This is a genomic window from Mesorhizobium sp. M0340 (genome assembly GCF_040321535.1).
GTDB lineage: Bacteria > Pseudomonadota > Alphaproteobacteria > Rhizobiales > Rhizobiaceae > Mesorhizobium.
In genome coordinates this window covers 206,859-232,398 of the sequence record NZ_JAMYRR010000004.1, presented here as the reverse complement: position 1 = coordinate 232,398, position 25,540 = coordinate 206,859, and the positions used below count along the sequence as shown (strand labels likewise).

Here is a 25,540-nt window from a genome sequence, read left to right as displayed (position 1 = left end):
AAAATGGCTTGAGGAAATCGATGCGCCGTCGGGCAGTCCCGGCTATGATCGCAGGCAAAAGCTCGGGAGGAACGAAGATGAAAATCGACGGCGGGTGTCATTGCGGCGCCATCACTTACGAGGCCGAGGTTGATCCGGAAAAGACCACCATTTGTCACTGCATCGATTGTCAGAAGCTAACCGGAACGGCCTTTCGCGTCACCGTGCCGGCGTCCGAGGACAATTACAGGATCACCAAGGGCAAGCCGAAAATCTACATCAAGACCGGTTCGAGCGGCGCCAAGCGCGCCCAGGCGTTTTGCGGTGAGTGTGGCTCGCATCTCTACGCCACGTCGGCGGGCGAGGGACCGAAGGTTTACGGCATCAGGGTCGGCACGGCACGGCAGCGCGAGCAACTGGTGCCGAGAAAGCAGATCTGGCATCGCTCGGCGCTGCATTGGCTGCCGGAATTCGAAGGCACCACCATCATCGAGGAGCAGTAGCGCCAGACCGGGGCGAAGCGCTCGCCTCCGGTTCCGGCGTAGCTCTCAATCGTCGCCTTCGACGACCCTTAGCCTCAACTGCCCGGTTTTCGAATCGGCGACACGCGCACTGCTTTCCGCTTTTGCTCCGCTGCCATTCGAACCAGCGGTATCCTCCGCCGGCTGTACACCAAACTCCAGCGCCTCGATCTTTTGTCCGCGCCGGGTCACCTTCGATGTCGAGACAAGGATGTCCTCGATATCCTTGGCCGATTGACCGAAATGCGTCTGCAATTTGCGCACCCGCTCGTCGAGCCGGGAAACATCTTCCATCAGCCGGATGACTTCGCCCTGGATCAGGTGCGCCTGCTCGCGCATGCGTGCATCCTTGAGGATTGCCTGGATGACCTGGATCGACAGCATCAAAAGCGATGGCGAGACGATGACGATCCGCGATCGATGCGCCTTTTGGACAACGGCCTCGAAATTCTCATGGATTTCGGCGAACACCGATTCCGAGGGCACGAACATGAAGGCGGTGTCCTGCGTCTCGCCCTGGATCAGGTATTTTTCGGAAATATCCCGGACATGCACCTCGATGTCGCGGCGGAAAGCCTGTGCGGCCGACTTCTGCAGGTCGGCGCCTTCGGCGGCACGGATGGCATTCCACGCCTCGAGCGGAAACTTTGCGTCGATGGCAAGTGACGGCGCGCCGTTCGGCATCTTCACCAGGCAGTCGGGCCGGCTGCCATTCGACAAGGTCGCCTGGAATTCATAGGCGCCGTGCGGCAATCCGTCGGCGACGATGGCCTCCATGCGCGACTGGCCGAAGGCGCCGCGCGTCTGCTTGTTGGAAAGGATCGCCTGCAATTGCACGACCTGGCCGGCCAGCGACTGGATATTGCCTTGCGCGATATCGATAACCGCCAGCCGTTCCTGCAGCTTGGCGAGGCTCTCATGCGTCGATCTCGTCTGCTCGGTCATGGTCTGGCCCAGGCGGCCGGTCATGGCATCGAGGCGCTGGCCGATCGACTGGGTCAGTTCCGCCTGGCGCGCCCCGAACACTTCGGCGATGGCGCCCATGCGGCCCTGCATTTCCGCCTGGCTTGCCAAGATGCCGGCCATCCGCAGCTCGGCGTCACGGGCGTGGTCGGCGGCTTCGGCGGCCGCCACTGCACGCGCCTTGGCCGATCGCCAGAGCGCAACGACGAGCGCCACGAACAGTCCAAGGAATAGCATTGCGCCGAAACCCAGGGCTTGGCCGAGCGTGAGCGTGGTGGCGCCGAGGCGGGCGACAGGTTCGGACAGGATGGTGGCCAGATCGTTCATGCCGACAGCATAGATGATTCGGTCTGCCGGCACAGATCAAAACGTGAACGACCCGAAGCCGTCCCGGTTGACGCTTTTCCTGCGAGGTCTTAGGTGAGACGCTATGTCGATCAAGCCGCTTATCATCCTCCCCGATCCCGTCCTGCGCCAGGTTTCAAAACCGGTCGAGCGTGTCGATGGCGATTTGCGCAAACTGGCCGGCGACATGCTGGACACCATGTATGACGCGCCCGGCATCGGCCTCGCAGCGATCCAGGTCGGCGAACCCTTGCGCATGCTGGTGATCGACCTCGCCAAGGAGGACGAGACGCCGGCACCGCACGTCTTCATCAATCCCGAAATCCTCGAAAGCGCCGACCAGCGTTCGGTCTACGAGGAAGGCTGCCTGTCGATCCCTGACTACTACGCCGAGGTCGAGCGTCCGGCGGCGGTGCGGGTGAAATATCTCGATCGCGACGGCAAGCTGCAGGAGATCGAGGCCGAGGGGCTGATGGCGACCTGCCTGCAGCACGAGATCGACCATCTCAACGGCGTGCTGTTCATCGACCACATCTCAAAACTGAAGCGCGACATGGTGGTCAAGAAGTTCAAAAAGCTCGCCAGGGACAAGGCGCCGGGCAAGATGGTGGGGTAGGGGTCGACGAATGCCCCTGCGTGTCATCTTCATGGGTACGCCCGAATTCTCCGTGCCGACGCTGCGGGCGATTGCCGGGGCCGGGCACGGGTTGACCGCCGTCTATACGCAGCCGCCGCGCGCCGGCGGCCGGCGCGGGCTCGAGCTGACGCCGTCGCCGGTGCAGCGCGAGGCGGATCAGTTGGGCGTCGAGGTGCGGACGCCCGTGTCGCTGAAGGGCGAGGCGGAGCAGGAGGCGTTCCGCGCCTTGCGCGCCGATGTCGCCGTGGTCGTCGCCTACGGGCTGCTTCTGCCCAAACCCATTCTCGAGGCGCCGCGGCTCGGTTGCCTCAATGGCCACGCATCGTTGTTGCCGCGCTGGCGCGGCGCTGCCCCTATCCAGCGCGCCATCATGGCCGGCGATACCGAAACGGGCATGATGGTGATGCGGATGGAGGAAGGCCTCGACACCGGGCCGGTGGCAATGGTTGAAAAATGTCCGATTGGACCCGACATGACGGCCGGCGATCTGCACGACCGGCTGATGGTCCTCGGTGCTGCGCTGATGGTGCAAGCGCTGGAACGGCTGGAACGAAATACGCTGACATTTACCACACAGGCGGAGGTGGGGGTGACCTACGCCAAGAAAATCGATAAATCGGAGACTCGCATAGACTGGCTGCGACCTGCCGGCGACGTGCACAACCAGATTCGCGGCTTGTCGCCCTTTCCCGGTGCATGGTGCGAGGCCGAAATCGGCGGCCGTGTAGAACGGCTGAAACTGCTTCGCTCGACGCTCTCGCAAGGCGCCGGCGAACCGGGAGGAATTCTCGATGACCGGCTGACGGTCGCCTGCGAGTCAGGCGCGATCAGGCTGGTCGAAGTTCAGCGTGCGGGCGCAAGGCCCATTGCCGCGCAGGAGTTTCTGCGCGGGGCCAAGCTCGAAAAAGGAATGAAATTGTCATGAGCATGATGTCCATACGCGCGGCGACGCCGCGGGACCGCGAGGCAATCCGCCTTGTCGAAGAACACGCATTCGGCCAGCAGACGGAGGCCGGACTGGTCGACGCGCTGGTCACCGGCGGTGATGCCGTCGTCGAACTGGTGGCGGACGAAGACGGGCAAGTGGTCGGGCATATCCTGTTTTCACGGCTGTTCGTGCAGAATGGCGGCAAGAGCTTCCCGGCGGTGGCTTTGGCTCCTTTGGCGGTCGAGCCGTCGTTCCACGGCACCGGCATCGGCGGTGCGCTGGTCCGCGAGGCGCATATCCGCCTGAAGGCTGCTGGCGAGACGCTCGCCGTGGTGCTCGGCGATCCCGCTTACTATGGACGTTTCGGTTACAGCCGCGCCCGTGCAGCGAAATTCGAGAGCGACTACCAAAGCGAGGCTTTGCAGGCGCTTGCCTGGGGCGAGGCGCCGGAGACCGGCAGGCTGGTCTACGCCTCGGCCTTCGGCTCAGCCCTCGCCGCCTGATTTCGCTTCGATCCGGGAATGCCGCGTTTTCGCCTCGACATCGAATATGACGGCAGTCTCTTCGCCGGCTGGCAGCGCCAGGCCAACCAGCCTTCGGTGCAGCAGGCGATCGAGCAGGCGATCGAGAAGTTCTGTGGCGAGCAGGTTTCGCTGCGTGCCGCCGGCCGCACCGATGCCGGCGTCCATGCGACAGCTCAGGTGGCGCATGTCGATCTGATCAAGGCATGGCCCGGTGACAAGGTGCGCGACGCCGTCAACGCGCATCTGCAGGCGGCCAAGGTGCGCATCGCCATCCTGAAGGCCGCCGTCGTGCCGGATGGTTTCGATGCGCGTTTCTCGGCGATCGGCCGCCATTACCTCTACCGCATCGTCAATCGCCGCGCGCCGGCGGCGCTCGACAAGGGCAAGATCTGGTGGGTACCGAAGCAGCTCGATGCCGGGGCCATGCACGAAGCGGCAAAGGTGCTGCTTGGCCGGCATGATTTCACCACCTTCCGCTCGACCCAGTGCCAAGCCACCAGCCCGGTCCGCACGCTCGACCGGCTGGATGTCAGCCGGGCGGGCGATTTCATTGAGGTCCGCGCTTCGGCGCGGTCATTCCTGCACAACCAGGTGCGCTCTATGGTCGGCTCGCTCAAACGCGTCGGCGAAGGCGGCTGGACTGTTGCCGACCTCAAGGCGGCGCTTGAGGCGCGCGACCGTGCGGCCTGCGGTCAGGTGGCGCCGCCCGACGGGCTGTTTCTCGTCGGCGTCGATTATCCGACGCCTGGCTGATCCGGAACGCTGATCCCGAGCAGCGCCTGCAGTCCGAACAGGACGATCAGCGACGCCACGAACATGCCGGCAAAAACGGCGCTGCCGACCGCCGCACCCCTGCCGATCGCAACGTTGGTCATCCGCCAGGTCAAGACCATCGACAGCGCGAACAACAGCAGCGACACGAGTCCGGAGACTTCGTTGGCCGACGTCAGGAAAAGCCGGATCAACGCCGATGGCAGCATCATCCAGGCGATGATCGCCGAGGCCCAGTTGCTGGCCACGACATAATGGACGAAACGGCCGCCGACGCCGACCCGCGGCGCCACCAGCGCGAGGCCTATGAGCGGCAGCACCCAGGCGCCGATATCGACGGTGGCCAGGCGGATCAACATGCTGAAACGGCCGACGAATGCGTTGGGGTCGCCGATCTCGTTGGCAATACCGACCCAGCCGACGATCAGTGCCGGCGCCGCGACGACGATGGCAAAAAAGGAGTTCCAGAATCCGTCCGCCGAAAGGTCGAGCAGGCGAAATCCGTCGGCCTTGCCGAGCATCAGCCGCCAGGCACCGGCAAGCGAAGCGTAGGTTTCATCCGCTGAAAGCATCACTAGGATATGTCCTGCGCAAACCAGTCTTCAACGAAGCGCAGATAAATCTGCGTCAGCGTCTCGAGGTCGGCAATCGCCACGCGTTCGTCGACCATGTGCATGGTCTTGCCGACAAGGCCGAATTCGACCACCGGACAATAATCCTTGATGAAGCGGGCATCGGAGGTGCCGCCGGAGGTGGACAGCGCCGGCTTCCTGCCGGTCACCGCCTTGATCGAGCCGCCAAGCGTCTCGATCAACCTGTCGTCGCGTGTCAGAAAAACGTGGCTCGGTCCGTCGCGCCAAGCGATCTCGTAGTCGACGGGCGTCGTCCTGCCGGCGCGGTATTTCTTGCGTTTCGCCGCCCGGTCGAGGCGGTTGTGGATCTCGGCCTGGATCGTCTCGGCGGTCCATGTGTCGTTGAAGCGAATATTGAAGGTAGCCGCCGCCTTCGCCGGGATGACGTTGGTGGCAGGATTGCCGACATCGATGGAGGTCACCTCAAGATTGGTCGGCTGGAAATCCCCTGTTCCGTTGTCGAAGACGGGGTGAAGCAAGGCGTCGACCAGCGTCACCAGGCCGCGCACCGGGTTGTCGGCCAGTTGCGGATAGGCGGCGTGTCCCTGGCGGCCGTTGACGACGACCGTGCCCGATAGCGAGCCGCGCCGGCCGATCTTGATCATGTCGCCGAGCACGTCGGGATTGGTCGGCTCGCCGACGATCGCAGCATGCCATTTCTCGCCTTTGGCGGCCGCCCATTCGAGCAGTTTCGTCGTGCCGTTGATCGCCGGACCTTCCTCATCGCCGGTTATCAGCAGCGAGACCGACCCCTTCGGGCCGCCCTTCTGCGCGATGTGTCGCGCTACCGCCGCGACGAAACAAGCAATGCCGCCCTTCATGTCGACGGCGCCGCGGCCGAACATCTCGCCATGGGCGATGTCGGCGGCAAAGGGCGGGTGCGTCCAGGCTGTTTCATCGCCCACCGGCACGACATCGGTATGGCCGGCAAACATCAGATGCGGGCCGTTGCCGGAACGCCGCGCGTAAAGGTTCTCTATGTCAGGTGTGCCGGATTCGGAAAACACCGGGCGCTCGACGGCAAAGCCGAGCGGCTTCAACATTTCTTCCAGCGCGCTCAGCGCACCGCCTTCGGCGGGCGTCACGGAAGCGCAGCGGATGAGAGCAGCCAGATTTCTGGTCGGATCGGTAGGCAGCGTCATGGGCAAAAGCGATAGTCGAAAGCGCAGGGACTGTCACGGCCAGACATAAGGGCCAGACATGCCGCCGACATTATGGTTTTCACGTCGTATGATTGCGGCAAGGCCTCTCGACCAGGGCAGGGCCATCGCATGATCACGCATGGCAAGACAATCGTAATCGCCGGTGCCGGCAGTATCGGCTGCTACGCCGGCGGCTGCCCGATACTTGCCGGGCGAAAAATGGTTTTGCTGGCGCGGCCGCGCATCGAGAAGGCGCTGCAAGCAACGGTCAAGAGCGGCGCGATGCAAGGCATGGCCGGCCGGGCAGGAGAGAAGCGGATCGCCCTGCCTGTCGCCGGAAGCCGTCGCCGTCAGATGGTAGCCCGCACAGGTGCCCAGTAACGGCCCTTGCCGGTGCGCTTGGCTTCGTAGAGCGCATGGTCGGAACAGGTGAGCAGGATTTCCGGATCGCCGCCGTCGGCGGGTGCGAAGGCGCTGCCGACGCTCAGGCCGACATGGATGGCGGAACCGACCCCGAGGTCGAAAGGCACCGAGACCTTTTCGATGGCCCGCTTTGCCAGGTAGGTGGCCTCGATCTCCGAGGTTGCGGGCAAAAGGATGACAAATTCATCGCCACCAATGCGGAAGACAACGTCCCCCGGACGGAAGCCGCGCTTCAATCGTTCGGCCACCTTGCGCAGCAGCACGTCGCCGACGGCGTGGCCAAAACGGTCGTTGACCTGTTTGAAACCGTCGAGATCCATACTGAGCACTGCAAACGGCTTGCCGCCATTGGCGGCCGGCGCCGCAAGCTCGCGGCACATGTCGCGCAATTTCTCCTGCAGGAAGATGCGGTTTGGCAGGCCGGTCAGCGCGTCCTTGATGGCCAGGTCGCGATTGTCCAGTTCGGCGCGGATCATGCGGGCATTGATTGCGTGGTTCTGAAGCAGCACGATGATGACGCCGGCCACATAGAACGGCGTTTGAATTCCGACGATCGGCATTCCGGGCGCCGCAGAAAACAATGCACCGACCACGTAAGGCAGGCTTACGGCCAACATGACGAATATGGCGAAGCGCGGGGTCGCCGCATTGCGTGACGACACCACGCCGACGACGCCTGCGACATTCAAGGCGGCAAGTACGGAAAGCGCCATATTCCCGCTGGCAACACAGCCATAGCAGCCGAGGCCGAAAACGACCGACCAGACGCCGCTGGCTGCCATCAGGCCCGCCAGCGGCCCTTTCGAGCCGCGCGTGCGGGCCTGTTCGCATTCCCGCATCAGCAGAACGCGGACGGTGAAAAGCATCAGGTCGGCGGCAATCCAGGCGTAGGGCCACCAATCCCCGGTGGCGAGAGCGGCGCTGACCGCAACCAACAGAACGCTGATGGTGCCGAACAGGACTGCGAATTTGCGGTCGAAGGTGGTGTCGAGAAGCCGGGCGCGGACAGCTTCCGGTTCCAATTTCATTGGCGAAGAGAACCAGGCAAACAGGCGAGCGGCGGCGCTCCACGTTTTGCGCGGCTCCTTGGTGATCAGGGATAGGTCGCTTGCCAGTCGAGCGCTCCGTGCCGGTCGACACAGTCTTCGCCGGCATGCTGGGCCAGGGTGATTAACATTCGCTTAGAGCATCCGGCGCAAAACCGGGCTTTCGGAACTCCGCGCTCTGTCGCTCTAGCGGATCTGCCGCCGGGTCGCCGGTTTTAGCTTGCCGGCCCCGGTCGTCTGCGGATTGCAGGCCGACGCGGCGGACCCGGCTCGGGATCGGTCTTCGCCGCACGTGCCGGCTGCCCATGAGGGGTTTCGATCAGCGTGATCTTCTGCCAGATCTTTCGCGAGAGGTTCGAAGCCAGGTTCTCGATGTCGTTGACGCCGTCGATGACCACGGCGTCATTCACCGATTGCGCGAACAGCGCGGCGATCTTGCCGGTGATCGACAGCATTTCGGAGCAGTAGTCGAGATAGCGGGCAAGGTCGGCGGCGTTGGTGATGCGGGCTGGCGAATGGGCAGTCGGCTTGAAACTGGGTGAAAGTGCGGCCGGATCCTTGGTCAGCTGGTGCATGTCGATGACATGGATCAGCGACCGCAACCCGTGGAGCTGGCGAAACACCCGCTTGCGCTTGATCCGCTCCTCGGAGCGAATCAGGGCCAGGAAGCCCAGCACCGCGAGGATGATCACGTTGAGGGAGGCTTCGATTCCTTGCACCGACTGGAAGGCATCGTGGTTTCCCGAGATGCGGCCGAGCGGCAGGATTGTGCCGACGAACAGGAACATCAGCGCTCCGGCGACGAAGGCGGCGATGATGAGGCCGCGCAGCCACCAGATCGGCGCCTCCAGCGCCTTGGCAGCTTTTGCCAGATCGCGCGACAGCGACACCAGCTCGGCGGCGACGCCGCGCAAGCCTGCATCGGGAAAGCGCTCGGCGACGCGCCCTTCCAGCCGTTCGGCGGTTTCGAGGATCAGTTTCGGATCAAGCGAGCGGTAGCGCATGACGAAATGTCCGATCGGCGCTCAGGGTTCAGCCGGGGCATTGGTGCGCTTGCCGTAGCGGTTGGGGCCGGGTTGCCCTGGAAACAGGCAAAGCACCAGGAAAGCGATGATCGAGACAACCGGCACGAAAAGCACCAGCGCCGCAACGCCCGGCTTGTCGAGGTCGTGCAACCGCTTGACCGCCAGCACCACGTTCGACCAAAGCGAGGCAATGAAGGCGATGAAGAAAATAAACGACCACATGTTGCTCTCGGTGGTGCCTTCCGGCACCAGCGTGAAACGGTAGAGCGGGAAGGCCTGTATGATGGCCACCAGCAATCCTCCAAGAAAATAGGCCGCGCGGCTGACGCGGCCCGAAGCTTTGAAGAAAAGCCAGATGAGGTCTGATCTATCAGGCAAGCGAATTCCGTCCGTATTCGTTGAGAAAGATCAATCGCGCAGCAATTCGTTGATCGATGTCTTGGAACGGGTCCTGGCGTCGACCCGCTTGACGATGACGGCGCAGTAGAGGCTGGGGCCGGGCTCGTTGTTTGGAAAAGGCTTGCCCGGCAGCGAGCCGGCGACGACGACGGAATTAGGCGGCACCTCGCCGTAGAAGATCTCGCCGGTGGCGCGGTCGACGATCTTGGTCGACTGGCCGATGAAGACGCCCATGCCGAGCACCGAGCCTTCGCGCACAATGCAGCCTTCGACCACTTCGGAACGGGCGCCGATGAAACAGTTGTCCTCGATGATGGTGGGACCCGCCTGCATCGGCTCCAGCACACCGCCGATGCCGACACCGCCCGACAGATGCACATTCTTGCCGATCTGGGCGCAGGAGCCGACCGAAGCCCAGGTGTCGACCATGGTGCCGCTGTCGACATAGGCGCCGACATTGACGAAGGACGGCATCAGCACGGCGCCCGGCGCGACATAGGCGGAGCGGCGCACGATCGACGACGGCACGGCGCGGAAGCCGGCCTTCTCGAAATCGACGGCGCTCCAGCCGTCGAACTTCGAGGGCACCTTGTCCCACCAAACCGCCTGACCGGGACCACCCTTGATGATCTCCATCGGGTTGAGCCGGAAGGACAGCAGCACCGCTTTTTTCAGCCACTGGTTGACGTGCCATTTGCCGTCGGCCTGCCGCTCGGCGACGCGGGCGACGCCCCGGTCGAGCAGGTCGAGCGCCGATTGGATGGCCTCGCGCGTCTCGCCGCGGGTTGCGGTCGAAATCGTGTCGCGTTCCTCGAAGGCGTTCTCGATGATCTCCTCGAGGCTCGCGAGATCGTGCTTCGACATGAATTCGCTCCATTACCAAGCTGTTAAGGGCCGGCGCCTTAACCTGTTTGAAAGTCGCGCGGACCCTATGTGAAGGCTTGGGGAGGGTCAATCGCGGCAGCGTCACGGGACGGCGCAAGTGAATGATTGGACGGGTAAAGCAAATATGACTCCCATGGAAAAGGCGGGATGGACGCCGCTGCCGCATTCGGACGAGGATCTGGAGCGGTCGAGAAGCGTGCCGGACACGCCGCAAACGCGCGCGGAGACATATCGGCTGGCCTGGAACGACCCCGATTTCATGACGCGGCGCGAGTTGCGCGCGGTCAGGCTGCAGCTCGAACTGCTGAAACCGGAGATGATCCTGGCCGAGCGCGGCATCCAATCGACCGTCATCCTGTTCGGCGGCGCCCGCATTCCCGAGCCCGGCGGCGAAGCCTGGGCGGCCAAGAACGAGACGCAGAAGAAGAACCTCGAGCAAAACAGCAAATATTACGAGGAGGCGCGCAAATTCGCCCGCCTCTGCTCACAGCAGTCGGCCACCTCGTACTATCGCGAATTCGTCGTGGTGACCGGCGGCGGGCCGGGCGTCATGGAGGCCGGCAATCGTGGCGCCGACGATGTTGGCGCGCCGTCGATCGGTCTCAACATCGTGCTGCCGCACGAGCAGGCGCCAAACGCCTACGTGACGCCGGAACTCTGCTTCAACTTCCACTATTTCGCGGTCCGCAAGATGCATTTTGTCATGCGTGCCAAGGCCGTTGCGGTATTTCCCGGCGGCTTCGGCACGATGGACGAGTTCTTCGAAACGCTGACCCTGATCCAGACCGGCCGCATGGAACGCGTGCCGGTCATTCTGTTCGGCAAGGCTTTCTGGGAAAGGGCAATCGACCTCGATTTCCTCGCCGAGCAAGGCACGATCACTCCCGGCGACCAGGATATCATCGATTTTGTCGAGACCGCCGACGAGGCCTGGGGGATCGTCAGCCGCTTCTATAAACTTTGACAAGCAAGCAGGACTTGAAGCGCGCAGGCTGCCTCAAGCAGGGACTTCGACGATCGCCGTGAGAAAGCCGGCGAGATCGTCGGTGACGAAGTCCACATCATCCTCGTTGGCCGGGTCGCGTTCCCAAATTTCCGAGAAGGTCGGCTCGAAATTGCGCGGCACCACCAGCACCGTGGTCATGCCCAGCGATTTCGGTACCGACAGGTTGCGGGCGAGATCTTCGAACATCACCGCATTTTGCCCGGTAACGGCATGGAGTTCGGCAAATCTCTCATAGGATTGCCGCGCCGGCTTGGGGTTCAGTCCGGCTGCGACGATATCGAAAATATCGTCGAAATGCTCGAGAATGCCCAGCTGCCGCGCGGTGCGTTCGGCATGCCGGCGATCGCCATTGGTGAAGATGAATTTACGGCCGGGAAGCTGGCGAATGGCGGTGCCGAGGACGGGATCGGGCACCAGCCAGGAATAATCGATGTCGTGCACTTTCTCGAGAAAATCGTCGGGGTCGATGCCGTGGCGCGTCATCAATCCGTTCAGTGTCGTGCCGTATTCGCGGTAGAGCTCCTTTTGCAGCTTGCGTGCTTCCGCGCGCGGCAGCGTCAGCAATTCTCCGACGTAGGCGGTCATCTTCACATCGATCTGCGAGAACAGATTCGAATGGTGCGGATAAAGCGTGTTGTCGAGATCGAACACCCAGTCGGTGACATGGGCAAAGCGGGCGGGGTCGGGAAGTGTGGTCATACCGTCCTTATGCCACGAAACGATCTTTCTAACAGGAGGTTTATCCACAACCTGTGCGCGCCAAGAGTGGTGAAAATGGCGAAACGATTAACATCTTAAGCATCGCCGAAAGGTGGCATTCAGCGCTTGCTGACACCAAGACGGAGCAGTGGGAGCCAGCGATGAATCACATATTTCTAAAGTCTGCCGCCATCGCTTTCGCCTCCGTCGCCGCCTCACTTCTGCCGACGCTGATCGTTGTGCCGGCGATGGGATTTTCGATCAATCGCACCATCTGGCTGACATCTACCCTGTGCCCACTCGTTCTGGCCTGGGGCACCGGCGCCTATGCATTCTGGCAAAGCGAAAGGGTGAAGAACGCGCACCGCGACCTTGCTCGCAATCATGCCCAGCTTGCAGCCGCGCACCGGCGCCTGGCGGAAAAGGCGAGCCGCGACGACATGACCGGCATGCTCAACCGCGAAAGTTTCTTTGCCGCCCTCGACGGCTCTCGGCGTAAGTCCGATCGCGGGGCATTGCTGATTGTCGATGCCGACCATTTCAAGACCATCAACGACAGCTACGGCCATCTGATCGGCGACGATGCGCTGCTCCTGATCGCAAAGGCGATAGAGCGTGGCGTGCGCAGCGGCGACGTGCTTGGGCGCATCGGCGGCGAGGAATTCTGCGCCCTTCTGATTGGTGCCACCGAACACGAGGCCAGGCGCGTCGCTGAGCGCATCCGCCGTGAGGTCGAGCGTATCCGTTTCCGGCCGGTCGACGAACGATCCGTTCCGCTGACAGTCAGTATTGGCGGCATCACCTGCGGCAGGGACGCCGCAGTGTCGGAGCTGATGCGCGCCGCCGACCAGCGGCTTTACGAGGCCAAGCATCGCGGCCGCAATCTGTCGATCATCGACCGCGATATTTCCGAAGCCGCCTGAGTTCGGCCCTGAGCCTTCCGCTGGGAGAGTTCCACCCTGTCTGCATTCAACCGCGCTATGGCCAGACTGTCAAAATCCGCGTATGGCGATGCGGAACAGCAGGGCGGCGGCCAGCCTCGAGGACAGGCGCAAGGTGGTCATAGAGGCGACGGAACTCACGCGAGAACTATCGACGCGCTATTATGGCGCGATCGCGCAGGAGGGGGAAAAGGTGATCGCCACATTCACCGACATTGAACTCGCCACGATCCTGCGCTTCGTCACGGCATCCCTCGACCTTCAGCGCGACCAACTGGCCCGGCTGAAGGCCGAGGCGTTGGAAACAACCGACAGCCTATAGGCTCGCCGGGTCGAGCGCTGGCTCGCCTTTGCGGCGCGCCACGATCGCCGCAAGATCGGCGGTCTCGAAAGCATCACGCAGGGCGTCGAACGACGGCAGCACGAAATAGGCACGCTGGAACTTGTCGATCTCGTAGCCGGTGCGCATTACGGTTTCCAAGTCGAAGGGAACATGGTGCGCCTCGCCGCCTTCGACCGCGAACTGAAGCTCTGTGAAGGATGACATCAGCCCGGCGCCGAAAGCCTTCAGCGGCTGGCCCGGCTCGCGTATCAGGCCGTATTCGACGGTGTACCAGTAAAGCCTGGTGATCATCTCGTCGCCGCCGAGCGCAATCACGCTATCGGCCTTCTTGCCATACATCTGCATGAAGTCGGCAAAGACCGGCTGCGTCAGGATCGGCACGTGACCGAAGAAGTCGTGGAACATGTCGGGCTCGACAATGTAGTCGAGCTCCTTTTGGGTTCGCAGCCAGTTGGTGACCGGGAACCGGCGGTTGGCGAGGTGGTCGAAGAACGGCTGGGCGGGGATGAGCCCCGGCACGGCGACGATCTCCCAGCCGGTGAACTTGCGCAGCTTCTCGCTGACCGCACCGAAATCCGGGATCTTGTCGAGAAGGCCGAGTGCCGCGACGCCGTCGAGGTAGGAGTGGTGGGCCAGCTTCCTGGTCAGCTTCGTCTGGCGGTCGCACAGCGTGCGCCAAACCGCCTGTTCTTCGTCGCTATAATTGTAGCCCTGCGCCACGGTGAAATCGGCACGGCAGACGGAGTAATCGCCGCGAAGGCCTCGCGCCGCGCATTCGCGGGCATAGTCGGCAACGTTCATTGTCATGGCTTGCTCTCCCTGGAAATCATGACCAGCGAATTGCCGGAAATTCTAGCCGGATCGCGCGAGGCAAATCAGCTTTGATGGTGGCTCAAATGCAGGGTTGGAGGTAAAAGACTCCACGATCGAGCTTTGGGAGAGTGAAAATGCCTCAATTCGACGAATTCGAGATCAAGATGCTCGACATCCTGCAGCGCGACGGGCGCAAGCCGGTATCGGAATTGGCGCAGCAGATCGGCCTGTCGACGACACCTTGCGCGCGGCGCTTCGAGGCTCTTCAGCAGGCGGGCATCATAAAAGGCTTCGCCGCGGTGCTCAGCCGCCGCGCCGTCGGTCTGATGGTCGAAGTGTTCATCCAGGTGCGCCTCGTGACCCACAGCGACGGCTCGCCCGAAACCTTTATCGCCGCCGTGCAGCGCATGGACGAGGTGTCGTCGTGCTGGACGATGACGGGAGACTACGATTTCCTGCTGCATGTCATGGTGCCGTCGGTCGACGAACTCAATGCCTTCGTCATGCACCGGTTGATGCGGCTCGAAGGCGTGCGCGACGTCCACACGCAGCTTGTGCTGCAGAACATCAAGGGACCCGGCCATGTGCCGCTGGCACATCTCAGACGATAGGCATTTCTGCGGAAAAGCTGCATACAAACTGCTGAAGCGAGCCAATCTCCGGAACTAGATGGCCGACTACGACATGCGGACCGCCATCGCATAAGGCCCGCCATGAAAATCGTCCTGATCAACCCGCCGCATACCGCCATCGGCAGCCGTGTGCCGGACGACCATCTGCCGCCGCTCGGTTTGCTGGCACTGGGCGGTCCGCTGATCGACGCGGGACATCAAGTGCGGCTTGTGGACGCCGAATTCGGGCCGATGGCGCTTGCCACGCTGGTCCGGGACGCCTTGAGCGACCATCCCGACTGCATTCTGATCGGCCATTCCGGCTCGACCTCTGCGCATCCGACAGCCCTGCTGATCGCCGGCATGGTCAAGGACATCCAGCCGGCGACAATCCTGATCTATGGCGGCGTGTTTCCGACCTATCATTGGCGCGACATACTGGCTGAAACGAATGTCTTCGACTTCATCGTGCGCGGCGAGGGCGAGGCGACCATCGTCGCGCTGGTCGAAGCGCTTGAGAAACGCAAGCCGCTGCCGGATGTGGCGGGCATCGCCTTTCCTGACGATTTGCGCCAGCCCTTTGCAACCCGGCCGGCAAGAACGATCATCAACCTAGACGACTACCGCATCGGCTGGGAACTGATCGACTTCAGTCGCTACAGCTACTGGGGAGGCAAGCGCGCGGTGGTCATGCAGTTCTCGCGAGGCTGTCCGCATCTGTGCAACTATTGCGGCCAGCGCGGCTTCTGGACGCGCTGGCGGCACCGCGACCCCATGAAGTTCGCGCGGGAGATTGCCTGGCTTTACCGCGAGCATGGTGTCGAGCTGATCAACCTTGCCGACGAGAACCCGACGTCGTCCAAAAAAGCCTGGCGCGCCTTTCTCGACGCGATGATCGCCGAGAATGTGCCGGTGCTGATCGTCGGCTCCACCCGCGCCGACGACATCGTCCGCGACGCCGACAGCCTGCATCTTTATCGCCAGGCCGGCGTCATTCGCTGGCTGCTTGGCATGGAAAATACCGACGAGCAGACGCTTGCATTGATCCGCAAGGGCGGCAGCACCTCATCCGACCGCGAGGCGATACGGCTGCTGCGCCTCAACGGCATCTTGTCGATGGCGACCTGGGTGGCCGGTTTCGAGGACGAAAGCTTGCGCGACCTCTGGCGCGGCTTCCGCCAGCTGATCGCTTATGACCCTGACCAGATCCAGGCGCTCTATGTGACGCCGCATCGCTGGACGCCGTTCTTCAGGATTGCCAGGGACCGCAAGGTGATCCAGCTGGACGCCCGCCTGTGGGACTACAAGCATCAGGTGCTGCAGATGACCCGCCTCAAGCCGTGGATGTTGTTCTTTGCCGTCAAGCTGATCGAACTGGCGGTGCAGTCGCGGCCCAAGGCGTTGGCGCGTATCCTGTTCCACAAGGATCCGGAGCAACGGCATTCGATGCGCTGGTACACCAAAATGGGCCGCCGCGTCTGGTTCCGCGAAGTCTGGGGCTTTCTGGTCCGCGACCGCCGCCTGAAAAATGGCCCGACGCTCGCCGAATTCTGGGGCTCGCCGCAAGACGAGCAAGAGGAATCGATGGTTGTCGAACGCCTGCAGCGTCAGTCCGTGACCGCTATTTCGCCAAACGCTTGAGCCCCTCAGACCGGCCTCACGGCACGATCAGCGTGCCGGCGCCGTGTTCGGTGAACAGCTCGAGCAGCACCGCATGCGGCGTCTTGCCGTTAAGGATGACGACGCCTGCGACGCCGCGCTCGATTGCCTCGATGCAGGTCTCGACTTTGGGGATCATGCCGCCCGAGACCGTGCCGTCCTTGATCAGGGCCTTGGCCTCGGCCACGGTCAGCTCGTCGATCAGCTTCTTGTCCTTGTCGAGCACGCCGGGCACGTCGGTAAGGAACAGCAGGCGCGTCGCCTGGCAGGCGCCGGCGATGGCGCCGGCAAAAGTGTCGGCGTTGATGTTGTAGGTATGGCCGTCGCGGCCGGGCGCTACCGGCGCCAGCACCGGGATCATTTCGGACCGCGCCAGGAGGTCGAGCAATGTGCGGTCGACCTCGACAGGCTCACCAACGAAGCCCAGGTCGAGCACCCGCTCGATGTTGGAATCCGGATCGATCATGGTCTTGCGCGCTTTTTCGGCAAACACCATGTTGCCGTCCTTGCCGCACAGGCCGATCGCCCACTCGCCCTCGGCATTGATCAGCGCGACGATCTCCTTGTTGATCGACCCGGCCAGCACCATCTCGACAATCTCGACGGTCTTCTGGTCGGTGACGCGCAAGCCGCCCTCGAATTTGGATTCGATGCCCATCTTGCTGAGCATGGCGCCGATCTGCGGCCCACCACCATGCACGACGATTGGGTTGACGCCGGATTGTTTCAAAAGTGCGATGTCGCGGGCGAAAGCCTTGCCGAGCGCGATGTCGCCCATCGCGTGGCCGCCATATTTCACCACGACCGTCTTGTTCTCGTAGCGTTGCATATAGGGCAGCGCCCTTGAAAGCAGCGCGGCCTGCATTTCGGCGGTGGCGGCGACATCCGTCATCGGCGTGGTTCCCAGCTTGGCATGAACGGCGGCGTCTTAGCGGGAATTGGACGAGGGGGCAAACGGCTTTGCTGTCGCGATCGATCAAATCGGTACTACTATTTGTTTGACCATGATCTTGTCCGAAAACCGGTTCCCACCTTTCGGGATCATGGTCTACGCCGGCACCTGCAGCGGCGCCCGCCGTCCCAGCCAGCCCGAGATCTTTTCCATCTGCGCGGCGAACGACAAAAGCGTTTCCTCGTCGCCGGGGCGGCCGGCGGCCTGGACGCCGAGCGGCAGGCCGGCATCGGTGACGTAGACCGGAAGCGTGATCGACGGTTGCCCGCTGACGTTCTGGATGGCCGGCCAGTGGGTGAACCAGAGGCTCTTGTCCATCAGCTGGCCGAATAGCGGCTTGAACTTCAGCAGGCCGGCGAGGCGCAGTCTGTCCAGGACATTCTCGATGAACTCGTCGACGCCTTTCGGGTCCATGGTGCCGCAGGCGAGCGGCGGGTGCGCGATGACAGGCATCAGCACCGCATCATAGCGCGCGGTTTCGGTGATAAGCCGTCGCGAGGCGGCGTGCAGCCGCTGCAGGCCGGCGTAGATTTCGCCGGCCGAGAGGATTTCACCGAACCGGCTCATCACGCGCGTGGCCCGTTCGATATCGCCTGAGATGGAGCGGCCGACGCGCAAGGCCTCGCCACGCATCGTGCCGGCCACCGCCGCGGCGACGGTTCTGGCGAAATCGGCGATGAAATCGCGATCGATATAGGGCAGGTCGATCTCCTCGACGCTGTACCCGCCTTCGCGCGCCAGCGCGATCGCCGCATCCAGAGCTTTCAACGTCTCTTCCGATATCGGCAGGCCGAGCGGCGATTTTCGATAGAAGGCGAGGTTGAGCTTGCCCGGATCGCGCCCGGCCGCTGCAGCAAAACTGCCGCTCGGCGAGGGTGCCGCGTAGGGCGACAGCGGGTCAGCCCCGTGGGTCAGGTCGAGCAGCAGCGCCGTATCGCGCACTGAGCGGGCCAACGCATGGTCGACGACGAAGCCGTACCAGCTTTCGGTGACGAGCGGTGTCAAGGGCACGCGGCCGCGCGAGGTTTTCAGCCCGACCAGCCCGGTACAAGCGGCAGGCACCCTGATCGAGCCGCCGCCGTCCGAGGCGTGCGCCACCGGCACGACGCCGGCCGCGACCAGCGCCGCCGCACCGCCCGAGGAACCGCCGGTCGTGTGCGCGGTGTTCCACGGATTGCGGGTGACACCGTAAGCCACGGACTCCGTCATCAGCCTCAGCCCGTGTTCGGGTGCGGTGCTGGTGGCGATCGGGATCAGGCCGGCGGCCAGATAGCGTTCCGTCATGACCGAGTTGAAATCGGGGGTGAAAGCCGGGATGCGGCTACCGCCATGCGTCGGCACGCCCTTCATGGCGATACCGAGGTCCTTCAGCGCAAAGGGCACTCCGGCAAGCGGCAGCTTGTGGTCGACGGTTTTCGCGCGCGCCCGCGCCGCCTCAAAAAGCGGTTCGGCGATGGCGTTGATCTCCGGCCGGGTGGCCTCGGCCCGGGCGATCGCTGCATCGACGAGATCTTGCGGTGTGAGCTCTCCCTTGTGCACGAGTGCGGCCTGGCCGGTTGCGTCATGCTCCCACAGAACCCGCTCGATCGACATGGTCACCCTCCCGCTGATGGCAAGCTAGCGGGAGGCGATTTCATTGGCAATCGAGGCTGGCGCTGCCGATGCGCAAGACCATTTCAGTCGTTGCAAATACATTGCAATCGCCTAATTTGGCGGCCGATGACGCCGCAGGACATCAGCAACCTGATTGTCCGGACTTCGATGAAGGACCGGGCTGCGTTCGATCTGCTGTACCGGCAGACCAGCGCGAAACTTTTCGGTGTCTGCCTTCGTGTATTGAAGGATCGGGGAGATGCGGAAGAGGCGCTTCAAGAGGTCTTCGTCAAGATATGGACGAAGGCGGACCGTTTCGCCGTTTCGGATCTGAGCCCGATCTCCTGGCTGGTGGCCATTGCGCGCAATCATGCGATCGATCGGATCAGGGCGCGGCGAGAGCCTGCCGCCTATATCGATGCCGCGCTCGACGTGGCCGATCCGGCGCCGGGGCCGGAGGCCATGGCCGTGGCGGGCGGTGAGTCCGAACGTATCTACCATTGTCTCGAGGAATTGGAGAAGGACCGGGCGGCGGCCGTCCGGGGCGCCTATCTGGATGGCAAAAGCTATGCCGAGCTGGCGGAGCGCTATGGCGTACCGCTGAACACGATGCGGACCTGGCTGCGTCGCAGCCTGTTGAAACTGAGAGAATGCCTGGAAAGATGACGCTGGCTGACGACAATGGACCGGAACGTGGGGGTGACGACCTGTTCGCCGCCGAATACGTTCTTGGCGTGCTGGCCGCCGATGAACGCGAGATCGCGTCCCGCCGCATTGATGCGGACGCCGCCTTCGCGCGCCTTGTCGATAGCTGGGAGGCGCATCTTTCGCCGATGGCCGCCGCCTATCCGGCGACAGAGCCTCCGATCAGGGTCAAGGAAGCATTGGACCGCCGGCTGTTCGCTGCAGAGCCGCGCGCCGGCCTCTGGTCGAGCCTTGGCTTCTGGCGCGGTCTTGCCGCCGCCGCCATTGCAGCGCTGGCGATCTACATCGCCGTACCTTACTTCCGCCCGCCCACCGAACCGCCGCAGACGCGGCTTGTCGCCTCGCTGGCGGCCGAAGGCAGCGACGTCAAATATCTCGTTGTCTACGATGCCGCCCGTCACGAGGTCGGTCTGTCCCACGTTTCCGGCGAGCGGGCCGCCGGCAAGGACTTCGAATTGTGGATGATCGAAGGCAAGAAGGCGCCGGTGTCGATGGGCGTCATCCCGGCCGGCGCGACCGCGCATTTGGCCATCCCGCCCCCCGTCCAGGAGAAGTTGGCGCAAGGCGCCGTGCTTGCGGTCAGCGTCGAGCCTGCCGGCGGTTCACCGACCGGCCAGCCGACTGGACCGGTGGTCGCAGCGGGCGATCTGAAGAGCATCTGACCGCTTCTCATCTCCCGGAAGCAGACCTGAAAATCTATCTTCCGCGATTTAAACGCCTGCAAAGCTTGTTGGTGGTTGTCGATCCGCGCCGGGAAAATTTCAGTGGCACAATTTTTTGCGGAGAGGACGAAACTCAGGATTTTTCTATCGCGTATCTCCTTGCGTTCCCGAATGAGGGGAATGATAACCCGAGGAGATTGAAATTATGCGTAAATTCGCCACCCTTTTGCTTGCCGGCACGGTCGCCATTTCTGCGCTCGCCACCATTGCCTATGCCCAAAATCCAATGGTCGGCGGCGCCGCCATGTATGCCCAGAAAAACATCGTCGAAAATGCGGTCAACTCGAAGGACCACACGACGCTGGTCGCTGCCGTCAAGGCAGGCGGCCTGGTCGATACGCTGCAAAGCGCTGGCCCCTTCACTGTGTTCGCGCCGACCAACGAGGCCTTTGCGGCACTTCCAGCCGGCACGGTGGAGACGCTGCTCAAGCCTGAAAACAAGGATAAGCTGGTCAAGATCCTGACCTGCCATGTCATCGGCGCCAAAGCGATGGCCGCCGACGTCGCCAAGATGGTCAAGCACGACGGTGGCACGCACAAGGTCAAGACGGTCGGTGGTTGCGAACTGTCGCTCAAGACTGACGGCGGCAAGGTCACCGTGACCGACGAAAACGGCAACGTCGCCAATGTGACCATCGCCGATGTCGAACAGTCCAACGGCGTCATCCACGTCGTCGATAAGGTTCTCTTGCCGAAGATGTAACAAACGCACGCTGCCGGCGAAGATATCGCTAAGGGCCTCCCTGCGCACACTCCGCGCCGTTCACGCAAGATGGATAGGCGCGGAGTCCCGCTTTGAGGACAGCGATCGTCACCGGCTTTTGATTTCCGTGTGGCGGTCGAATTTGGCACAAGCAGTAACAGGAGGAATGGCTATGAACCGTCGCGAGCTTCTTTTGAGTGGTGCGGCAGCCATTGGCGTTGTCGCAGGCGCCACCGCGCTGCGCATGGGCGGAGCCCGGGATGCACGCGCGGCCGAGACTTTCGAGGTTACCAAGACCGAGGCCGAGTGGCGCGCCATCCTGTCCGACGCGGCCTTCAATGTGCTGCGCAAGGAGGGCACCGAATATCCGGGCACCAGTCCGCTGCTCAACGAGCACCGCAAAGGCATCTTCGCTTGCGCGGGCTGCGGCCTGCCGGTCTATTCGTCTGAGACCAAGTTCGATTCCGGCACAGGCTGGCCGAGCTTCTGGCAGGAAATCCCGAATTCCATCGGCAAGACCGTGGACAGGTCGTTGGGCATGACCCGCACCGAGGTCCATTGTCGCCGCTGCGGCGGCCATCTCGGCCACGTCTTCGACGACGGTCCGCCGCCGACCGGGTTGCGACACTGCATCAACGGCGTCGCCTTGACCTTCAAGCCGGCGACGGCGTGAGGACGGCCGCGCCCCTTACTTTGTCGGAGCGCGCTAGAGCATCGGACCCAAAAGTGCGAAGCGGTTTTGGGAAAATCCGATGCTCAAACAAAAAGTTGGAGCGGTGGGAGTGTCCGCCGCTCCAAGACTTCGTAATGGTTGATTTTGCGCATGACCCCGAAAATCGCTTTTCGGGGCCATGCGCGAGGGCGCCAGGCGGGGGATCCAGCGCGCCTCAATGGCCTCCGCCACCGCCGCCCTGAGCGGCTGGCTTGCGGATCACCAGGGTGAAGAGCCCAAGCGTCGCGAACAAAACCGTCAGCATGAAGAATACGTCCATGAACGACAGCAGCGACGCCTGCTGCTGGACCATGCCTGACAGTTTGGAGATGGCCGCCTTGGAGGCGTCGAGCCCGGCGGTCTGCTCGAAGCTGAGCGTCATGTTCTGCAGCTTCTGCTGCGCAGCGGCACTTCCCCATTGCACGTGCTCGGAGAGCCTGGCGTAGTGGAAGGCATTGCGGTCGATCAGCACGGTGTTGATGACGGCCAGGCCGACGGCGCCGCCGAGATTGCGGGTCAGGTTGAACAGGCCAGACGCATTCTTCAGCCGCTCCGGCGGCAAGGTTCCGAGCGCAATGTTGTTGATCGGCACCATGCACAGCATCATCGAGCAGCCGCGCAGGATCTGCGGGATCAGCAGTTCGTAGAAATCCCAGTCGGCGGTGAGATGCGTCATCCACCAAGTTCCCGTGGCGAAGCCGAAGAAGCCGATCATCATCATGATGCGTGGGTCCATCTTGTTCGACAGGATGCCGGAGATCGGCGCGGTGAAGAACATGGCCAGGCCGCTGACGAACAGCGCCTCGCCGATCATCATCGAATCGTAGCCGCGGATGCGCCCCAGGAACACGGGATAAAGATAGGTCAGACCGTAGAGGCCGATGCCGACCACGAAGGAGAACAGCGAGCCGAACGCAAAATTGATATTGCTGAAAGCCCTCAGATCGACAATCGGCTCCTCGGCGGTGAACACGCGCCAGAAGAACAGCACCGCGCCGAAGGTCATGATGACGGCGCAGACGAACACCGCCTGATCCTGCAGCCAGTCGTTGTTGGGACCTTCCTCCAGCACATATTCCATGCAGCCCAGGAAGGCGGCCATGCCGGCAAGCCCCCACCAGTCGAACTTGCTGAACAGCTTGAGATTGGGTTTGTCGAAGTCGATCAGCGACCAGGCGGCCGTCGTCACCAGAATGCCGGGCACGACGTTGACCAGGAACAGCCAATGCCAGGACATGGCATGGCTGATATAGCCGCCGACGGTCGGGCCGATGGTCGGCGCCAGCGTCGCCACCAGGCCGATCATCGGCGAGACGACGGCGCGGCGGGACGGCGGGAAGATGGTGAAGGCGGCTGCAAAGACGCTCGGGATCATGCCGCCGCCGATAAAGCCCTGCACGGCGCGGTAAACAATCATCTGGTCGATATTGGTTGCGGTCGCCGCCAGCGCGCTGGCCGCGGTGAAGCCCGCCGCCGAGATTGTGAACAGCACGCGCGTCGACAGCATCCGGCTGAGGAAGCCGGACAGCGGGATCATCACGACCTCGGCAATCAGATAGGCCGTCTGCACCCAAGGGATCTCGTCCGAGCTGGCGCTCAAGCCCGCCTGGATCTCGGCCAGCGAGGCTGAGACGATCTGGATGTCCAGGATCGCCATGAACATGCCGAACACCATCGCCAGGAAGGCGATGACACGGCGGATCGGGATGTGATCTGTCTGGGCCGGGATGGCCGACACCGATCCGGCGGTAATGGTTGCGGTCGCCATGACCCTTGCTCCCGGTTCCGCTTTACTTCGATGCCGAAGGCGCCGTGCGGCTGTCGACGGCGACGACGACGCTCAGGCCGGCGCGCAGTTTGCCCGTCTTCAGCACATCCGCGGGCACGTCGATGCGAACCGGAACGCGCTGCACCACCTTGGTGAAATTGCCTGTGGCGTTCTCCGGCGGCAGCAGCGAGAACACTGCTCCCGAAGCCGGCGCCAGCGACGACACGGTACCCTCGAAATCCTGGCCATCGATCGCGTCGACCGACACCCTGACCTTTTCACCAGGCACCAGCCGGGCAAGTTGCGTCTCCTTGAAATTGGCGACGATGTAGAGCTTGTCCATTGGCACGATGACGGCGAGCTTCTGTCCGGGGCTGATCAGGTCGCCCTGCTCGACCGAGCGGTTGCCGACCACGCCGTCATAGGGTGCGCGCAGCACGGTGAAAGACAGATCCCGCACCGCCTTGTCGTGGGCAAGCTGCAGCGAGGCCAGCGTGCTGGCCGATTCCGCCCGCTGCGCCTGGAGCACGCCGATATTGGCCTGAGCAGCCGCGATCTGCGCGTCGGCGCCGGCTAGAGCGGCATTGGCTTGCTCGACCGCCGTCTGGGCATCGTCCAACTGGGCCTGGGTACCGACGCGGGTCTTGAGCAACTGGGCGGCGCGGACCTGAACCCGCTTCGCATTGTCTGCCGCGGCCTGGTCGGCGGTCTTCTGCGCCTGCGCCTGCTTGAGCGAGGCGCGGGCCGCTTCGGTCTGGGCATCGATGCGGTCGAGCGTCTTGCTCAACGTGGCGATCTGCGCCTCGGCCTGGGCAACGGCTATCTTGTAGTCACCGTCATCGACGATCAGCAGCGGGTCGCCGGCCTTCACCTGCTGGTTCTCAGTCACTTTGACCTGATCGACATAGCCTGAGATTTTTGGCGAGATGAACGCCGTGTCGGCCTGGACATAGGCGTCGTCGGTCGAGATCATGAAGCGCCCGTCGGTCCAGTAGTCATAGCCATACCATGCGCCGGCGCCCAGCAGGGCCAAGCCGATGATGGGCAACAACATCGAGCGCATAGAGCGCTTCTTTTTGGCGGGAGCCAGCGGGGTGATGTCGGCGGGCTTGAGAGGGGCTTCCGGCGCTTCGATCGCAGGTTGGACCTTGGCGCTGGGGAAAGGACGGACTTCGGCACTGGTGGGCGCGTTCGAGGACATGATATCTCTCTAAATTAACTGGCGCTGAATGTTGTCAGACTGAACCGTTCGGTTCGATCTCGACGTTGACTTAGCGCTTAAACAGGCCCATATCAAGAGCAATCGAACCGGATGGTTCGAATTATTTTACGAGGTGTGACATTATGGCCGAAGCCCCCAAGGCCGCTCCTTTGTCTGATTCAGGCCCATCCAGCGCTGGCAAGGAGCAGTGCGATCTGCTGGACAGTCTGCCGCGCGGCCGCCCGGCCGCGGGGCAAGACCCGGTCAAGCGCAGCCAGATCATCGAGGGTGCGCGCCGTGTCTTCATCGACAAGGGCTTCGAAGCCGCGTCGATGAACGACATTACGCGCGAGGCCGGCGTGTCCAAGGGCACGATCTATGTCTACTTCGCCAACAAGGAAGAGCTGTTCGAAGCGCTGATCGAGGAAGAACGCGGCACGATCTTCAAGAACATGTATGAGGTGCTCGACCAGATCGGCGACCTTCGCCAGACGCTGGTGAAGTTCGGCATCGTGCTATCCATGAAGATCACTTCGGCCAGGGTCATCCTGGCGCAGCGGACGGTGATCGGTGCGTCGGAACGGATTCCGGAGCTTGGCGCGCGATTTTACGAACGCGGGCCGAAGCGCGGCCATGACAGGGTTGTCGTTTTCCTCAACATGGCTATCGAACGCGGTCTGCTGAAGATCGACGACGTCGAGCTTGCCGCCTATCAGTTCACCGAACTGTGCCTGGCCGGTCTTTTCCGCCAGTGCATATTCGCCTACCGCACCAAGGCGCCAAGTGTGGCCGAGATCGAACATATCGTCAGGTCGGGCGTCGACGTGTTCCTGAAGGCCTACGGCACAGAACAGCTTGCAGAGCAGGAACGGGCCTCCAGTCCCGCCTGACC

General features: G+C 62.9%; 29 protein-coding genes. 16 read left to right on the top strand and 13 right to left on the bottom strand.

Going from position 1 to position 25,540, the window contains the following annotated elements:
* The first annotated feature begins 77 nt into the window (after positions 1–77).
* Entirely contained in the window at positions 78–482 is a 405-nt protein-coding gene (locus tag NKI79_RS07885; protein ID WP_254815871.1) for a GFA family protein, read from the top strand.
* Positions 483–527: 45 nt separating this feature from the next.
* On the opposite strand, the gene NKI79_RS07880 is transcribed toward NKI79_RS07885, so the two are convergent.
* Complete coding sequence (locus NKI79_RS07880; protein WP_352800853.1) at positions 528–1,790, bottom strand: DNA recombination protein RmuC; 1,263 nt, start codon at positions 1,788–1,790, stop codon at positions 528–530.
* 103 nt (positions 1,791–1,893) lie between these two features.
* Here NKI79_RS07880 and def point away from each other — a divergent pair, with 103 nt between their 5' ends.
* From def to truA, 4 genes are read left to right on the top strand one after another with little or no spacing between them, the layout of a single operon-like run.
* Positions 1,894–2,424: a peptide deformylase gene (gene def / locus NKI79_RS07875; protein ID WP_352800851.1), complete on the top strand. Its 531-nt coding sequence runs from the start codon at positions 1,894–1,896 to the stop codon at positions 2,422–2,424.
* A gap of 16 nt (positions 2,425–2,440) precedes the next feature.
* Positions 2,441–3,370: a methionyl-tRNA formyltransferase gene (gene fmt / locus NKI79_RS07870; protein ID WP_352801085.1), complete on the top strand. Its 930-nt coding sequence runs from the start codon at positions 2,441–2,443 to the stop codon at positions 3,368–3,370.
* On the top strand, positions 3,367–3,876 hold the full coding sequence (locus tag NKI79_RS07865; RefSeq protein ID WP_352455966.1) for a GNAT family N-acetyltransferase: 510 nt from the start codon (positions 3,367–3,369) through the stop codon (positions 3,874–3,876). Before fmt ends, NKI79_RS07865 begins: the two co-directional genes overlap by 4 nt.
* Positions 3,877–3,894: 18 nt before the next feature.
* A complete protein-coding gene (truA, locus tag NKI79_RS07860; RefSeq protein WP_352744267.1) occupies positions 3,895–4,650 on the top strand; it encodes a tRNA pseudouridine(38-40) synthase TruA in 756 nt (251 codons plus the stop codon).
* Here the strand turns inward: truA and NKI79_RS07855 are convergent.
* Positions 4,632–5,240, bottom strand: a complete 609-nt coding sequence (locus NKI79_RS07855) for a transporter (protein ID WP_254815875.1) — start codon at positions 5,238–5,240, stop codon at positions 4,632–4,634. The two genes, truA and NKI79_RS07855, sit on opposite strands and share 19 nt — an antisense overlap.
* 2 nt (positions 5,241–5,242) lie before the next feature.
* A complete protein-coding gene (dapE, locus tag NKI79_RS07850; protein ID WP_352800848.1) occupies positions 5,243–6,442 on the bottom strand; it encodes a succinyl-diaminopimelate desuccinylase in 1,200 nt (399 codons plus the stop codon).
* A 129-nt stretch (positions 6,443–6,571) separates the two neighbouring features.
* Between dapE and NKI79_RS07845 the strand changes: the two genes are divergently transcribed.
* Positions 6,572–6,823, top strand: a complete 252-nt coding sequence (locus tag NKI79_RS07845; protein WP_352477031.1) for a hypothetical protein — start codon at positions 6,572–6,574, stop codon at positions 6,821–6,823.
* Here the strand turns inward: NKI79_RS07845 and NKI79_RS07840 are convergent.
* From NKI79_RS07840 to dapD, 4 genes are all read right to left on the bottom strand, one after another.
* Positions 6,793–7,893: a GGDEF domain-containing protein gene (locus NKI79_RS07840; RefSeq protein ID WP_352800846.1), complete on the bottom strand. Its 1,101-nt coding sequence runs from the start codon at positions 7,891–7,893 to the stop codon at positions 6,793–6,795. The genes NKI79_RS07845 and NKI79_RS07840 overlap by 31 nt on opposite strands.
* 233 nt (positions 7,894–8,126) lie before the next feature.
* Positions 8,127–8,915 (bottom strand): hypothetical protein, encoded by a 789-nt coding sequence (locus NKI79_RS07835; RefSeq protein WP_352477033.1) that lies wholly within the window; start codon positions 8,913–8,915, stop codon positions 8,127–8,129.
* Positions 8,916–8,936: 21 nt separating this feature from the next.
* Positions 8,937–9,314, bottom strand: coding sequence for a DUF805 domain-containing protein (locus tag NKI79_RS07830; RefSeq protein ID WP_352455974.1), 378 nt, complete (start codon positions 9,312–9,314; stop codon positions 8,937–8,939).
* A gap of 30 nt (positions 9,315–9,344) precedes the next feature.
* Positions 9,345–10,199, bottom strand: coding sequence for a 2,3,4,5-tetrahydropyridine-2,6-dicarboxylate N-succinyltransferase (gene dapD / locus NKI79_RS07825; protein ID WP_352506026.1), 855 nt, complete (start codon positions 10,197–10,199; stop codon positions 9,345–9,347).
* A gap of 145 nt (positions 10,200–10,344) precedes the next feature.
* Here dapD and NKI79_RS07820 point away from each other — a divergent pair, with 145 nt between their 5' ends.
* Positions 10,345–11,184 (top strand): LOG family protein, encoded by an 840-nt coding sequence (locus NKI79_RS07820; RefSeq protein ID WP_352477036.1) that lies wholly within the window; start codon positions 10,345–10,347, stop codon positions 11,182–11,184.
* Between the two features lie 33 nt (positions 11,185–11,217).
* Here the strand turns inward: NKI79_RS07820 and NKI79_RS07815 are convergent, their stop codons facing one another.
* On the bottom strand, positions 11,218–11,925 hold the full coding sequence (locus NKI79_RS07815) for a pyrimidine 5'-nucleotidase (RefSeq protein ID WP_254815882.1): 708 nt from the start codon (positions 11,923–11,925) through the stop codon (positions 11,218–11,220).
* 161 nt (positions 11,926–12,086) lie between these two features.
* Here NKI79_RS07815 and NKI79_RS07810 point away from each other — a divergent pair, with 161 nt between their 5' ends.
* Positions 12,087–12,848: a GGDEF domain-containing protein gene (locus tag NKI79_RS07810; protein WP_352800843.1), complete on the top strand. Its 762-nt coding sequence runs from the start codon at positions 12,087–12,089 to the stop codon at positions 12,846–12,848.
* 82 nt (positions 12,849–12,930) lie between these two features.
* A complete protein-coding gene (locus NKI79_RS07805; RefSeq protein ID WP_352800841.1) occupies positions 12,931–13,188 on the top strand; it encodes a hypothetical protein in 258 nt (85 codons plus the stop codon).
* On the opposite strand, the gene phhA is transcribed toward NKI79_RS07805, so the two are convergent.
* Positions 13,183–14,016 carry a phenylalanine 4-monooxygenase gene (phhA, locus tag NKI79_RS07800; RefSeq protein WP_254815886.1) on the bottom strand — a complete coding sequence of 278 codons (834 nt, stop codon included), beginning with the start codon at positions 14,014–14,016 and terminating at the stop codon, positions 13,183–13,185. The two genes, NKI79_RS07805 and phhA, sit on opposite strands and share 6 nt — an antisense overlap.
* A 140-nt stretch (positions 14,017–14,156) precedes the next feature.
* Here phhA and NKI79_RS07795 point away from each other — a divergent pair, with 140 nt between their 5' ends.
* Complete coding sequence (locus NKI79_RS07795; RefSeq protein ID WP_352506020.1) at positions 14,157–14,633, top strand: Lrp/AsnC family transcriptional regulator; 477 nt, start codon at positions 14,157–14,159, stop codon at positions 14,631–14,633.
* 102 nt (positions 14,634–14,735) lie between these two features.
* Positions 14,736–16,274, top strand: coding sequence for a magnesium-protoporphyrin IX monomethyl ester anaerobic oxidative cyclase (bchE, locus tag NKI79_RS07790; RefSeq protein ID WP_352800838.1), 1,539 nt, complete (start codon positions 14,736–14,738; stop codon positions 16,272–16,274).
* Between the two features lie 16 nt (positions 16,275–16,290).
* Here bchE and argB read toward each other — a convergent pair whose 3' ends face one another.
* Together argB and NKI79_RS07780 are read right to left on the bottom strand one after the other, a co-directional pair.
* Positions 16,291–17,184 (bottom strand): acetylglutamate kinase, encoded by an 894-nt coding sequence (gene argB / locus NKI79_RS07785; protein WP_023677482.1) that lies wholly within the window; start codon positions 17,182–17,184, stop codon positions 16,291–16,293.
* Between the two features lie 156 nt (positions 17,185–17,340).
* On the bottom strand, positions 17,341–18,837 hold the full coding sequence (locus NKI79_RS07780) for an amidase (RefSeq protein WP_352800836.1): 1,497 nt from the start codon (positions 18,835–18,837) through the stop codon (positions 17,341–17,343).
* 126 nt (positions 18,838–18,963) lie between these two features.
* Here NKI79_RS07780 and NKI79_RS07775 point away from each other — a divergent pair, with 126 nt between their 5' ends.
* From NKI79_RS07775 to msrB, 4 genes are all read left to right on the top strand, one after another.
* Entirely contained in the window at positions 18,964–19,503 is a 540-nt protein-coding gene (locus NKI79_RS07775) for a sigma-70 family RNA polymerase sigma factor (protein ID WP_352501141.1), read from the top strand.
* Entirely contained in the window at positions 19,500–20,204 is a 705-nt protein-coding gene (locus tag NKI79_RS07770) for an anti-sigma factor (RefSeq protein ID WP_352801083.1), read from the top strand. The genes NKI79_RS07775 and NKI79_RS07770 overlap by 4 nt, the downstream gene beginning before the upstream one ends.
* Positions 20,205–20,409: 205 nt before the next feature.
* Positions 20,410–20,967 carry a fasciclin domain-containing protein gene (locus NKI79_RS07765; protein ID WP_352800835.1) on the top strand — a complete coding sequence of 186 codons (558 nt, stop codon included), beginning with the start codon at positions 20,410–20,412 and terminating at the stop codon, positions 20,965–20,967.
* A 172-nt stretch (positions 20,968–21,139) separates the two neighbouring features.
* Positions 21,140–21,640: a peptide-methionine (R)-S-oxide reductase MsrB gene (gene msrB / locus NKI79_RS07760; protein ID WP_352800833.1), complete on the top strand. Its 501-nt coding sequence runs from the start codon at positions 21,140–21,142 to the stop codon at positions 21,638–21,640.
* 214 nt (positions 21,641–21,854) lie between these two features.
* On the opposite strand, the gene NKI79_RS07755 is transcribed toward msrB, so the two are convergent.
* Positions 21,855–23,447 (bottom strand): DHA2 family efflux MFS transporter permease subunit, encoded by a 1,593-nt coding sequence (locus NKI79_RS07755; protein ID WP_352800831.1) that lies wholly within the window; start codon positions 23,445–23,447, stop codon positions 21,855–21,857.
* Positions 23,448–23,469: 22 nt separating this feature from the next.
* Positions 23,470–24,648 (bottom strand): HlyD family secretion protein, encoded by a 1,179-nt coding sequence (locus NKI79_RS07750; protein WP_352686454.1) that lies wholly within the window; start codon positions 24,646–24,648, stop codon positions 23,470–23,472.
* 143 nt (positions 24,649–24,791) lie between these two features.
* Between NKI79_RS07750 and NKI79_RS07745 the strand changes: the two genes are divergently transcribed.
* Positions 24,792–25,538: a TetR/AcrR family transcriptional regulator gene (locus NKI79_RS07745; protein ID WP_352800829.1), complete on the top strand. Its 747-nt coding sequence runs from the start codon at positions 24,792–24,794 to the stop codon at positions 25,536–25,538.
* Positions 25,539–25,540 lie beyond the last annotated feature (2 nt).